The following is a 13,387-nucleotide window of genomic DNA, read 5'->3' on the forward strand; positions in this document are numbered from 1 at the left end:
TCTTCATTTTGATAACGTGAATTCACAAAGCTTATTTGTAAGTGATTACGATTATTTGTCACAACATCAACCATATTACTACTCTTCTCTGCAATAATAGAGAGAATATTTTGTTTATCACTATGGCTTAATAAACGAAAATAATTATGAGCGAGTTCATTACTCAAAATAATCATACCATCGCGAATACGTAGAATGCTGATACCAACAGGTGCTGACGCAACTATTTTATGATTAAATTGTTCATGTTCTTCTAAACGTGAAGCATTATTTTCCGCTGGAGAGAATATTTTTCTCTCAAAAACCCAAACAAAAAGAAAAATGAAAATCGCAGAAATAATATTTAGGATAAGTGCATTAAATATTGTAAATTTAAACTCATTAAGAATTTGTTTTAATGGCAATGAATAAACCACACTAAAAGAAGAAGGCAATAATTTTCGCTTAGCGACTAAATCACTGAAATCTTCGTCAAAACCGAAATAAGGCGCGTTAACTTCAGGAACTTGTTTTGTAACGCGATAATTATTTTCAGCAGGATAGCTTAATACACTATTATTTTTGCTATTTAATAAATGGATAGAAATAACACGATCTTTTGCTGGTGTGATATATTCTAAGCGTATTGCTCTTTCGATACCGATTAATCCAATAAATTTACCTGAAGCATAAACTGGAGACATAACATACAGTATTCCGCTGTCGCCTTTCGCATCAGGCACTATCCAATATTGATTAACTTCTTTGCCTTGCGCCCTTTGATTAATATAATTACGTGTATTTTCATAAACCATCTTTTTTAGCAACTCGGTATCGATAGGAGATGCTCTTAAAGGGAAATTAATCATACACATACTATGATTACCAACCATAAATACCTGGTTGATACCTAGCAAAGCCGGTGTATTATCTTTCCAATAATATAAAATGCTATTAAATGAACGAAAGTAATTATCAGTTTGTCCTTTAAATAACTCGCAATCGGCCATGTCATTAAGTTTATGTAGGGAAAATGGTCCTTCATAAAATAATGCATTATTCATCTTAGGATTTAAATTAAGTTGTTCTTGATGGCGTTCAGCTAAATATTGGAGATCACGAATAGTGCTTGAAGTTTGCCGAAAAAAACTCTGCAAATTAGTATAGTTATTACTATATTCTTGTCTGATATCTGATTTGGTGTCATTAAAGATATTAATGAGGTAAAACATCGTTAGCAATGCACCCATCGCCCACAGCATTATGCCTAATATGCGAAATAGGTAGCGGGAAATCTTTAATGATGTTTTAAAAGACGAGAGATATCTCAAATAGCCACCTTAATCGGTATATCACAAAATAGTTATTCTAACAGATGTCATTGCATGTCTGAATGATATGTTTCGACCATTATCTCTGATTTATGGTTAGAACTCACACTAAAAGCCATAAAAAAAGCAGGCGAATTATGCCTGCTTTTATTATCTTATACAGCACAAAAATAAAATTTATTCTTCGTCTGTATCGTCGTCTTTTTCGTCTTCTGGTTCAGATTCGATAGCATCTGATGGTGTATTGTTCATTACTTCACTGATTTCATCATCATCTAATGCATCATCTTCATCTTCAACGCGTTGTAATCCAACAACAAGCTCACCTTCCGAAGTACGAATTAAGGTGACACCTTGTGTATTACGTCCAACAATGCTGACTTCTGAAACTCGTGTACGAACTAACGTTCCTGCATTAGTGATCATCATAATCTGATCAGTATCTTCAACTTGAATAGCGCCAACAACTTTACCATTGCGTTCACTCACTTTAATTGAGATAACGCCTTGTGTAGCACGGTTTTTCGTTGGGTATTCGCTTTCTACAGTACGCTTACCATAACCATTTTCGGTAACCGTTAAAATATCACCTTCATCACGAGGAATAATCAGTGAGACAACTTTATCATCACCACTTAATTTCATACCGCGAACACCTGTTGCAGTACGACCCATAGGACGAACACAATCTTCTGCAAAGCGAACAACTTTACCATCAGCCGAGAACAGCATAACTTCATTTGTGCTGTCAGTTAAATTAACACCAATTAATTCATCGCCTTCATTTAAGTTAACCGCAATAATACCGGCACTACGAGGACGACTAAAATCTTTTAATGGTGTCTTTTTAACAGTTCCGCTTGCGGTTGCCATAAAGACAAATTTACCTTCTTCATATTCTCTTACAGGTAAGATAGCCGTAATACGCTCATTTGGCTCAAGAGGTAATAAGTTGATAATTGGGCGACCACGTGCACCACGGCTGGCTTCAGGAAGTTGATACACTTTCATCCAATAGAGGCGGCCACGGCTTGAAAAGCAAAGAATTGTGTCATGAGTATTAGCAACTAAGAGACGATCAATAAAGTCTTCTTCTTTGATTCTCGCAGCTGACTTACCTTTACCACCACGACGTTGTGCTTCATAGTCGGTCAGCGGTTGATATTTAACGTAACCTTGGTGAGAAAGTGTAACAACAACATTTTCTTCATTAATCAGGTCTTCAATATTAATATCAGCCGTATTTTCAGTGATTTCTGTACGACGAGGATCGTTATATTGAACTTTTATCGCCGTTAGCTCTTCGCGAATAACTTCCATTAAACGTTCAGGGCTGGTTAGAATATGTAATAACTCACCAATTTGAATTAGCAACTCACGGTATTCGTCTAACAGTTTTTCATGCTCAAGACCCGTCAGTTTCTGCAAGCGCAGATCCAAAATAGCTTGTGCTTGTTGCTCTGTTAAATAGTATTTTCCGCCGTGTACGCCATATTGTGCCTCTAACCACTCAGGGCGAGCCACATTACTATCACCAGCACGTTCTAACATCGCAGAAACGCTACCTAAATCCCAAGGTTGCGCGATTAAAGAGGCTTTCGCTTCAGCAGGTGTGGGTGCTTGACGAATTAACTCAATAACAGGATCAATATTAGCGAGTGCTATAGCTAGTGCTTCTAAGATATGAGCACGATCACGCGCTTTGCGTAATTCAAAGATAGTACGGCGAGTAACAACTTCACGACGATGACGAATAAATGCAGAAATAATTTCTTTAAGATTTAACAGTTTTGGTTGGCCTTGATGTAACGCCACCATGTTAATCCCAAAAGAAACTTGCATTTGAGTTTGTGAGAAGAGATGGTTTAGTACAACCTCAGCCACTGCATCACGTTTAATCTCAACCACAATACGCATACCGTCTTTATCAGACTCATCACGTAATGCGCTGATGCCGTCAATGCGCTTATCCTTGACAAGCTCGGCAATTTTTTCAATTAAACGCGCTTTATTTACCTGATAAGGGATTTCTGTCACGATAATTGTTTCGCGATTCGTCTTCTCATCAGTTTCAATATCGGCTTGAGCACGGATATAGATTTTTCCACGCCCTGTTCGGTATGCATCTAAAATTCCTCTACGGCCATTAATAATGGCTGCCGTTGGAAAATCAGGTCCCGAAATATGTTCCATCAGCTCTTCAATAGTGATGTCTTCGTTATCAACATAAGCTAAACAGCCGTCGATAACTTCACCTAGATTATGCGGAGGAATATTCGTTGCCATCCCGACCGCAATCCCTGAAGAACCATTGACTAACAAGTTTGGAATACGGGTTGGCATAACTGCCGGAATATGCTCTGTTCCATCATAGTTAGGAACAAAATCAACCGTTTCTTTTTCCAAATCCGCCAGCAATTCATGGGCGATTTTCGCCATACGTACTTCGGTATAACGCATTGCAGCAGCGGAGTCACCATCAACTGACCCGAAGTTGCCCTGCCCGTCAACCAACATGTAACGCATAGAAAAAGGCTGTGCTAACCGAACTATTGTTTCATAGACAGCACTGTCACCGTGTGGGTGATATTTACCGATTACATCCCCTACAACACGGGCTGATTTTTTATAAGGCTTATTCCAATCGTTTCCTAGTACATTCATCGCAAAAAGAACACGGCGGTGTACTGGCTTCAGTCCGTCTCGAACATCGGGTAATGCGCGTCCTACAATAACAGACATCGCATAATCCAAATACGAGCTTTTCAGCTCTTCTTCGATATTGACTGGTGTGATTTCTCTGGCAATGTCGCTCATGGAGCCACTGTCCCTCATACTACGGATTCAAAGGTATAGAACTATACCACAAATCGCCAATTTTAGGAAAACTGAAACAACGAAATTCGTGACTCTTTTGCTATTCTCTTCGATTTCGCCGTCTAACGTTGGTAGAATCATAGCAATATGAAAATAGGAGTATTACTTTCTGATGAATGATAAAACAACCTCTTTACATGCTAACGTAGATCAGCATGAAATCGACAAATTCGAAAGTGTCGCATCACGGTGGTGGGATTTAGAAGGCGAATTTAAGCCTTTACATCGCATCAATCCGTTAAGACTTAACTATATCCAAGAGCGTGCTGACGGCCTTTTTGGTAAAAAAGTCCTTGATGTCGGATGTGGTGGTGGCATTTTATCTGAAAGTATGGCGTGTGTCGGTGCTGAAGTCACAGGGCTTGATATGGGCGCAGAACCGCTTGAAGTCGCTCGCTTACATTCCTTAGAATCGGGTATCGCAGTCAACTATATCCAAGATACCGTTGAAAATCATGCCCATGAAAATCCACAAACTTATGATGTTGTCACCTGCATGGAAATGCTAGAGCATGTGCCAGATCCGGCCTCAGTAGTAAGAGCATGTGCAAAATTGGTTAAACCAGGTGGTCATGTCTTCTTTTCTACGATAAATCGTAATAAAAAAGCCTGGTTTATGCTCATTTTAGGGGCTGAATATATTCTTAATATGGTGCCAAAAGGCACACATGATGTGAATAAATTTATTCGTCCTTCTGAATTGTTAAGTTGGGCAGATGAAGCTCAACTACGAACAAAAAATATGATTGGCTTACACTACAATCCAATCACAGATAAATTTCGATTAGCGCCAAATGTGGATGTTAATTATATGGTGCACACACAATCACCAGACGAATCTGATTTATGAAATAGAATGTTTGATTTGGTTTAATAAAACATCAAACGATCACATTTTTTAAAATTGACTTTGGAACATAATCGCCACTATTCGTGTTTCTTACTGCCTGTATTTATGCAGGATACAGGCAGTTGTTAAATTTTTTATCCCCCCTTTATCCACAGAAACAACTAAATTTGTGCACTTGATAAATCGTTCAATTACCTTTATCTTGTTATCACCATTTGAAACAACCCCTATATATTGTGTTTCCTGTTATTTTAAACCACAAGACTCCTTGACAACCATTGTCACCAGGAGTGTTTTTTTGCGGTATAAAAATTAAGGGAACCTTTAAAATCAAGGTGCATCGCTCATGAATCATAGCCTGCTCGTCACAAAACGTGATGGTCACAAAGAACGTATCGACTTAGACAAAATTCACCGTGTTATCACATGGGCCTCAGAAGGGTTAGAAAATGTCTCCGTTTCTCAAGTTGAGTTACGTTCTCAGATCCAGTTTTATGATGGCATCAAAACTGCCGATATTCATGAAACGTTGGTAAAAGCTGCCGCAGACTTAATTTCAGGAGAGACTCCTGATTATCAATATCTCGCTGCTCGTCTCGCTGTATTTAACTTGCGTAAAAAAGCGTATGGCCAATTTGAGCCACCAGCACTGTATGCCCACGTTAAGCACTTAGTCGAATTAGGCAAGTACGATCGCCATCTTCTTGAAGATTACACCAAAGAAGAATTTGAACTGATGGATAATTTTATTGTTCATCAACGTGATATGAACTTCTCTTATGCCGCAGTTAAGCAATTAGAAGGTAAATATTTCGTTCAAAACCGTATTACTGGCGATATTTATGAAAGCGCGCAATTTTTATATGTTCTTGTTGCAGCTTGTCTCTTCTCTCGTTATCCAAAAGAGACACGCATGGACTACATTGAGCGTTTCTATCACGCGATTTCGACCTTTAAAATTTCATTACCAACGCCAATAATGGCGGGGGTTAGAACACCAACTCGTCAATTTAGCTCCTGCGTACTGATTGAATGTGACGATAGTCTTGATTCTATCAATGCAACCTCAAGTGCCATTGTTAAGTACGTTTCTCAACGTGCAGGTATTGGTATCAATGCAGGTCGTATTCGTGCATTAGGAAGTGCTATTCGTAATGGTGAAGCCTTCCACACAGGGTGTATTCCATTCTACAAACACTTCCAAACAGCAGTAAAATCTTGCTCTCAAGGTGGTGTTCGTGGTGGTGCGGCAACCTTATTCTACCCATTATGGCACTTAGAAGTTGAAAGCTTGCTAGTACTTAAAAATAACCGTGGTGTTGAAGATAACCGTGTTCGTCATCTTGACTATGGTGTTCAGCTTAATAAATTGATGTATGAGCGTTTAATCAAAGGCCAAGATATCACACTATTTAGCCCTTCTGATGTACCAGGTCTATACGACGCTTTCTTTGCTGATCAAAACGAATTTGAGCGTTTATACGTACAATACGAAAAAGATAAAAGTATTCGCCAAAAACAAATTAAGGCGGTTGAGCTATTCTCATTAATGATGCAGGAACGAGCATCAACAGGCCGTATCTATATTCAAAATGTTGACCATTGTAATACACATAGTCCATTTGACCCGGCGATTGCACCAATTCGTCAATCTAACCTCTGTTTAGAAATTGCATTACCAACTAAACCATTAAACGACATTAAAGATCCTAATGGTGAAATTGCACTTTGCACATTATCTGCATTTAACTTAGGTGCGATTGAAAATTTAGATGAACTAGAAGAGCTAGCACGCTTAGCCGTACGTTCATTAGATGCGTTACTTGATTATCAAGATTATCCAATTCTTGCTGCGAAACAAGGAGCAACAGGCCGTCGTACTTTGGGTATTGGAGTTATCAACTTTGCTTATTACTTAGCTAAACATGGTGTTCGTTACTCAGATGGCAGTGCAAACAACTTAACGCACAAAGCTTTTGAAGCTATTCAATATTATTTATTGAAAGCATCTAATGAATTAGCAAAAGAGCAAGGGGCATGTCCTTGGTTTAATGAAACGACTTATGCTGATGGTGTTTTACCAATTGATACTTATAAAAAATCATTAGATGCGCTGACAAACGAGCCTTTACATTATGATTGGGAAGGCTTACGCAAAGAGATAAAAGAGTATGGATTACGTAACTCAACACTTTCTGCGTTAATGCCATCAGAAACATCATCACAGATATCAAATGCAACAAATGGTATTGAGCCACCACGTGGTTATATCAGTATTAAAGCCTCTAAAGATGGTATCTTGCGCCAAGTTGTTCCTGAATATGAGCGCTTGAAAGGGTCTTATGAACTTCTCTGGCAAATGCCAAGCATTGAAGGCTATTTGCAGTTAGTCGGTATCATGCAAAAATTTGTTGACCAAGCAATTTCTGCAAATACTAACTACGATCCTGCTCGTTTTACTAGCGGTAAAGTTCCAATGAACCAACTGCTAAAAGATTTACTACTCGCTTATAAATACGGTGTAAAAACACTGTACTACCACAATACCCGCGATGGTGCAGATGATGTACAGGGTGATCTTGAAGAAGTCGTTGAGACGGCAGATTCAGATTGTGAAGGCGGCGCGTGTAAAATTTAATTGAGGAAGCTATGTCTTATACTACTTTTTCACAAGTTAAAAATGATCAACTTCAGGAGCCCATGTTTTTTGGGCAGCCTGTTAACGTAGCGCGTTATGATCAGCAAAAATATCCTATTTTTGAAAAACTGATAGAGAAACAACTTTCCTTCTTCTGGCGTCCAGAAGAAGTCGATGTTTCCCGTGATCGCATCGACTACAATGCATTACCTGATCATGAAAAACATATTTTTATCAGTAATCTAAAATATCAAACTCTGCTTGATTCAATACAAGGTAGAAGCCCTAATGTTGCTTTCTTACCTTTAATTTCTATTCCAGAGTTAGAAACTTGGATTGAAACATGGTCTTTCTCTGAAACAATTCATTCTCGTTCTTATACACATATTATTCGTAATATTGTTAACGATCCTTCTGTTGTCTTTGATGATATCGTTGAGAACGAAGAAATTTTAAAACGAGCACGTGATATTTCATCTTATTATGATGAACTTATCAGGCTCACTAACCTTTATCACATGTATGGTGAAGGTACATATCAAGTCAAAGGCAAAAATGTTGAAGTGACTTTACGTAAGTTAAAGAAACAGTTGTACCTTTGTTTAATGAGCGTTAATGCATTAGAAGCCATTCGTTTCTATGTCAGCTTTGCATGCTCTTTTGCGTTTGCAGAACGTGAACTGATGGAAGGTAATGCCAAAATTATCCGCCTTATTGCGCGTGATGAAGCATTACATCTTACTGGTACACAACATATGCTTAATTTATTACGCTCAGGTCAGGATGATCCTGAAATGGCTGAAATTGCAGCTGAGTGTGAGCAAGAATGCTATGACCTTTTTGTTGAAGCCGCTGAACAAGAAAAAGAATGGGCTGAATACCTATTCTCTGAAGGTTCAATGATTGGTTTAAACAAAGAAATACTTTGCCAATATGTTGAATATATCACGAATATTCGCATGCAAGCCGTTGGCCTTAAATTACCGTTCAAAGCGCGTTCTAATCCGATTCCATGGATTAATGCATGGTTAGTTTCTGATAATGTTCAAGTCGCACCTCAAGAAGTTGAAGTGAGTTCTTATCTTGTCGGTCAAATTGATTCTCAAGTTGATGCTGACGATTTAAGCAGTTTTGAACTGTAATAAAGAGAAATATTTCTAATATATTATGGCTTCTCATAAAGTGACCCTGCATCAGCAGGGTCTTTCTACTCCGTTAGAGTTTTGCTCTGACTCACATCCTTCTCTATTAGATGCTTTAGAGCACAAAAAGATAGAGGTCGAATATCAATGTCGTGAAGGATATTGTGGTTCTTGTCGTCTGCGCCTAGTCAAAGGCAATGTATGCTATCGCAATGAACCTCTTGCGTTTATACAGCCTGATGAAATCTTACCTTGTAGTTGTCATCCCACTTGCGATATTGAAGTCGAAATATGTTCAAAATAAATCAAAAAGCTTCGTTCAAATAACGTTATAAATTATAACTGATATAAATAGATTAATTCTTCTTATATTGACTATTTTTTCCTATCAAGAATGCGTATCTTTAACTAAGGTTAAAGAACAAGATCAAATAGGAGAGCAGTATATTATGAAACTTAAATCAATTTTACCTCTTTGCGCTATTGCAACTTCATTAATTTTACTTGCGGGTTGTTCTTCACCTCAAAAAATTGAAACCGTTGATGGCCGAACTATTATTTCTCAAAGTAAACCAGAAATTGATAATGATACAGGTTTAGTCTCTTATAAAGATGCTGAAACGGGTAAAGTTGAACAAATCAATCGTGATCAAGTCAGAACTATCACTGAATTAAAAGATTAATGTTTACTGATCTCTATTTATACTCTTTGTTTATCAGCAGTTGGTTTTTTGATTGATATTTATTTTTTGATACCTTGTCTTACCCCATCGACACCTCAAAATAATTTTTATTTTGAGGTGTTTTTTTATCTATAACTTATGTGCGTAAAGATTTATTTACGAGTTACGTAATTAAAATTTGACAGAAATTTACCATTCTTATACTCTGCATTTAATAAATAAAACAGTCTGAAAAAACAGAGGATTTTGTGAAAAATCGCACTATTGGTAGTGTTTTTATTGTTGCAGGAACAACAATTGGCGCAGGTATGCTAGCAATGCCACTCGCCGCTGTTGGGATTGGTTTTACCACTATGTTACTATTGCTTGTTGGATTGTGGTTATTAATGAGCTACACCGCACTATTATTAGTCGAGGTTTATCAGCACAACGATGCGCACACAGGACTTGGTACCATTGCTAAGCGCTATCTAGGTATAGGAGGCCAAATAGTAACCGGGCTTTCCTTACTTTTACTCATGTATGCTTTAACAACCGCGTATATCAGTGGAGCTGGTGAATTACTCTCATCAACTGTCTCTTCTTGGATTGGCCACAATATCACTCACTCACAAGGTATTATTATCTTTACAGTGATAGGGGGTGCTGTTGTAGGAATTGGTACAACATCTGTTGATATGATAAATCGCTTACTCTTTACCGCTAAAGTGATTTTTCTTGTCTTTATGCTAGTCGTGATGATCTCACATGTTGAAACAGTAAACTTAACGACTATGCCAGTTAAATATGGGCTTATCCTTTCTGCTATCCCTGTTATTTTTACATCTTTTGGCTTTCACGGTAGCGTGCCAAGTATCGTAAGTTATATGAATGGCGATGTAAAAAAACTACGCATTATCTTTATCGTTGGTAGTGCCATTCCATTAGTTGCTTATATTTTATGGCAATTAGCCACATTAGGCGCAATTCCTACTGATACCTTCATGGGTATAATGGCTCAACAATCAGGTTTAAATGGATTACTCACTGCAATCCGTGATGTTGTTGCAACACCACGCGTTAATATTGCGGTAAATCTATTTGCTTCGTTAGCACTTGCAACATCTTTCTTAGGCGTCGCATTAGGCTTATTTGATTATTTAGCCGATTTATTCAAGCGCAGCAATCATGCTCGTGGGCGTCTACAATCCAGTCTTTTAACCTTTTTACCTCCTTTGGTCTGCGCCCTATTTTTCCCTAACTTTGTTCAGGCATTAGCGTATGCGGCAATTGCTCTTGCGGTATTAGCATTATTACTCCCTGCGCTATTAGTTTGGAAAGTAAGACAAGAACAACACTCTCAGCCACATTATCATGTGAAAGGCGGTATTCCCGCTTTAGTTATTGTCTTTATTTGCGGGCTTATTGTTATTGGTATTCAAGTTGCTATCACTTTTGGATTATTACCAAAAGTAGGCTAATTATTTCTAATTACATATAATAAAAAAGCAGATGTTAAATATTTCAACATCTGCTTTTTTTATTTATTCAGCGATTCGATTAAAAACTTAATCCAGCACCGACATAAAATCCATCAGCAAGTTTGTTATTGCTTCTATTATGTGCATTATCAATTTCAATCACACGATAACCCGCATTCACATGTAGCGGTTTAAATACCGTATATTTTGCACCAACATCGGCTTCATAATAAGACTTACTACCTGAAGTTAAACCTTCAGGAGAGGCATAAGCTTCACCATATACATTTAAAGATGAAAGTACATCCCAATTTAAACCTACACCACCAGCTAATGCCGCACCATCATCACCATCTTTAGGGGATAAATAGAGTGCTTTACCGCCGACACTTGCTGAAAAAGGTCCAAGAGGAAGTGCAAATTTAGTTCCTAAACTACCAATTTGACCGTCATGATCACTGCGAGCCCAGCCACCATTGAAAGATAAACCAGAATTAGGATCACCTAATCCAGCACGAACATCAGTGTAATGTTTACCTGCTTGAACATTCATTGATACCGCATGAGCAGCTGTTCCTACCATTAACAATGAGCATGCAATCCCGGTCAATAAATATTTTTTCATAATAATAACTCCAGCAAATAATTGTCCTAACATGTAATTATACTACAGATACATCAAGTCAATTTGCATTAATTTGAAAGAGTACATACAGAAACTTCAATATATGTAAATAAGTTATGTCTATTGATGTCATAGGTCTAACTGGTTTTATTTGAGATAAAAATATTGCTAAAGTGGAAATCTAAATAAAATTAACCATAATAATAATAAGGCTGTTCAGTTCGTTTTATTCACACAGGCTATTTTTTTAGATCGTAACTGTTTTTATAAACTGGAGAATGTGATGGAAAAGAAAAAGCTAACAACGGCAGCAGGTGCACCAGTTGTTGATAATAATAATGTGATTACAGCAGGTCCACGTGGCCCAATGTTGCTTCAAGATGTTTGGTTTTTAGAAAAATTAGCTCATTTTGACAGAGAAGTCATTCCAGAAAGACGTATGCATGCTAAAGGCTCTGGTGCTTTTGGTACATTTACCGTCACACACGATATTACAAAATATACTCGTGCTAAAATTTTCTCTGAAATTGGTAAAAAAACAGAAATGTTTGCACGTTTTTCAACAGTAGCAGGTGAAAGAGGCGCTGCTGATGCTGAACGTGATATTCGTGGTTTTGCACTAAAATTTTATACAGAAGAAGGTAACTGGGATATGGTAGGTAATAATACTCCCGTATTCTATCTGCGTGATCCACTCAAATTCCCTGACCTTAACCATATTGTAAAACGTGATCCTAAAACCAATATGCGTAACATGGCTTATAAATGGGATTTCTTCTCTCATTTGCCTGAGTCACTACATCAATTAACCATCGATATGAGTGACCGTGGTCTACCTCGTGGCTATCGTTTTGTTCATGGTTTTAGTAGCCATACCTATAGTCTTATCAATAAAGATAATGAACGCTTTTGGGTTAAACTTCATTTCCGTTGCCAACAAGGCATCCAAAATTTAATGGATGATGAAGCTGAAACGCTAGTGGGTAAAGACAGAGAAAGTTCACAACGTGATTTATTTGAAGCAATTGAACGAGGTGATTACCCTCGCTGGAATTTACAAATTCAAATAATGCCTGAAAAAGAAGCATCTCAAGTCCCTTACAACCCATTCGATTTAACAAAAGTATGGCCACATGGCGACTATCCGTTAATTGATGTTGGTTATTTTGAACTAAATCGTAATCCAGCCAACTATTTCTCAGATGTTGAACAAGCGGCATTTAATCCTGCTAATGTTGTGCCTGGTATTAGTTTTTCACCAGATAAAATGTTACAAGGTCGCTTATTCTCTTATGGTGATGCCCATCGTTATCGTTTAGGTGTAAACAATCATCAGATCCCTGTTAATGCGCCAAAATGCCCATTCCATAATTACCATCGTGATGGTGCAATGCGCGTGGATGGTAACAGTGGTAACGGTATTACATATGAACCAAATAGTGGTGGAGAATTCCAAGAACAACCTGATTTTAGAGAGCCACCGTTATCTATAGAGGGTGCAGCTGATCACTGGAATCAACGTGAAGATGGTGATTATTTTAGCCAGCCACGTGCACTTTATGAATTACTCAGTGATGAAGAACATCAGCGTATGTTCACTCGTATTGCTGGCGAATTATCGCAAGCAAGTGAAGAAACACAAAAACGCCAAATCGATTTATTCAGTAAAGTCCATCCTGAATATGGTGCTGGTGTTGCAAATGCCATAAAAGCATTAGCTAAGTAGTCAAAAAATAAAAAGAAGCCTTGTGAGCAACTCGGCAAAAACAAACCTCCCAATTACTAATAAATTGGTAATTGGG

9 protein-coding genes and 1 pseudogene are annotated in these 13,387 nt (G+C 37.8%); 7 read left to right on the forward strand and 3 right to left on the reverse strand.

Annotated features, from left to right (window positions below; all coding sequences use genetic code 11):
• A pseudogene (locus M983_RS02785) lies at positions 1-1,211 on the reverse strand (two-component system sensor histidine kinase RcsC); the annotation flags it as partial.
• A gap of 276 nt (positions 1,212-1,487) precedes the next feature.
• Entirely contained in the window at positions 1,488-4,127 is a 2,640-nt protein-coding gene (gene gyrA / locus M983_RS02790; protein ID WP_066746686.1) for a DNA topoisomerase (ATP-hydrolyzing) subunit A, read from the reverse strand.
• Between the two features lie 172 nt (positions 4,128-4,299).
• On the opposite strand from gyrA, the gene ubiG reads away from it, so the two are divergent.
• The 6 genes from ubiG to tyrP all read left to right on the forward strand — a co-directional run bounded on the left by ubiG (position 4,300) and on the right by tyrP (position 10,960).
• Complete coding sequence (gene ubiG / locus M983_RS02795; protein ID WP_066746688.1) at positions 4,300-5,037, forward strand: bifunctional 2-polyprenyl-6-hydroxyphenol methylase/3-demethylubiquinol 3-O-methyltransferase UbiG; 738 nt, start codon at positions 4,300-4,302, stop codon at positions 5,035-5,037.
• A 346-nt stretch (positions 5,038-5,383) separates the two neighbouring features.
• Positions 5,384-7,675 carry a class 1a ribonucleoside-diphosphate reductase subunit alpha gene (gene nrdA, locus M983_RS02800; protein WP_066746690.1) on the forward strand — a complete coding sequence of 764 codons (2,292 nt, stop codon included), beginning with the start codon at positions 5,384-5,386 and terminating at the stop codon, positions 7,673-7,675.
• 11 nt (positions 7,676-7,686) lie between these two features.
• The gene (gene nrdB, locus M983_RS02805) at positions 7,687-8,817 is read left to right on the forward strand and encodes a class Ia ribonucleoside-diphosphate reductase subunit beta (protein ID WP_066746692.1); all 1,131 of its coding nucleotides are present in this window, start codon (positions 7,687-7,689) and stop codon (positions 8,815-8,817) included.
• Positions 8,818-8,842: 25 nt separating this feature from the next.
• Positions 8,843-9,121 carry a class I ribonucleotide reductase maintenance protein YfaE gene (gene yfaE, locus M983_RS16955; RefSeq protein ID WP_074388136.1) on the forward strand — a complete coding sequence of 93 codons (279 nt, stop codon included), beginning with the start codon at positions 8,843-8,845 and terminating at the stop codon, positions 9,119-9,121.
• A gap of 145 nt (positions 9,122-9,266) precedes the next feature.
• A complete protein-coding gene (locus M983_RS02810; RefSeq protein WP_066746694.1) occupies positions 9,267-9,500 on the forward strand; it encodes a YgdI/YgdR family lipoprotein in 234 nt (77 codons plus the stop codon).
• 308 nt (positions 9,501-9,808) lie between these two features.
• A complete protein-coding gene (gene tyrP, locus M983_RS02815; RefSeq protein ID WP_425415160.1) occupies positions 9,809-10,960 on the forward strand; it encodes a tyrosine transporter TyrP in 1,152 nt (383 codons plus the stop codon).
• Between the two features lie 79 nt (positions 10,961-11,039).
• Here tyrP and M983_RS02820 read toward each other — a convergent pair whose 3' ends face one another.
• Complete coding sequence (locus tag M983_RS02820; RefSeq protein WP_066746790.1) at positions 11,040-11,585, reverse strand: YfaZ family outer membrane protein; 546 nt, start codon at positions 11,583-11,585, stop codon at positions 11,040-11,042.
• Positions 11,586-11,868: 283 nt separating this feature from the next.
• Between M983_RS02820 and M983_RS02825 the strand changes: the two genes are divergently transcribed.
• The gene (locus tag M983_RS02825) at positions 11,869-13,311 is read left to right on the forward strand and encodes a catalase (protein ID WP_066746698.1); all 1,443 of its coding nucleotides are present in this window, start codon (positions 11,869-11,871) and stop codon (positions 13,309-13,311) included.
• The last annotated feature ends 76 nt before the right edge of the window (positions 13,312-13,387 follow it).

Source organism: Proteus myxofaciens ATCC 19692 (assembly GCF_001654855.1).
GTDB classification, from domain to species: Bacteria; Pseudomonadota; Gammaproteobacteria; order Enterobacterales; family Enterobacteriaceae; genus Proteus; species Proteus myxofaciens.

Bases quoted from the DNA above. Each gene is read 5' to 3' on its own strand.
- gyrA (WP_066746686.1), bottom strand. From the start codon at position 4,127: ATGAGCGACATTGCCAGAGAAATCACACCAGTCAATATCGAAGAAGAG.
- ubiG (WP_066746688.1), top strand. From the start codon at position 4,300: ATGAATGATAAAACAACCTCTTTACATGCTAACGTAGATCAGCATGAA.
- nrdA (WP_066746690.1), top strand. From the start codon at position 5,384: ATGAATCATAGCCTGCTCGTCACAAAACGTGATGGTCACAAAGAACGT.
- nrdB (WP_066746692.1), top strand. From the start codon at position 7,687: ATGTCTTATACTACTTTTTCACAAGTTAAAAATGATCAACTTCAGGAG.
- yfaE (WP_074388136.1), top strand. From the start codon at position 8,843: ATGGCTTCTCATAAAGTGACCCTGCATCAGCAGGGTCTTTCTACTCCG.
- M983_RS02810 (WP_066746694.1), top strand. From the start codon at position 9,267: ATGAAACTTAAATCAATTTTACCTCTTTGCGCTATTGCAACTTCATTA.
- tyrP (WP_425415160.1), top strand. From the start codon at position 9,809: ATGCTAGCAATGCCACTCGCCGCTGTTGGGATTGGTTTTACCACTATG.
- M983_RS02820 (WP_066746790.1), bottom strand. From the start codon at position 11,585: ATGAAAAAATATTTATTGACCGGGATTGCATGCTCATTGTTAATGGTA.
- M983_RS02825 (WP_066746698.1), top strand. From the start codon at position 11,869: ATGGAAAAGAAAAAGCTAACAACGGCAGCAGGTGCACCAGTTGTTGAT.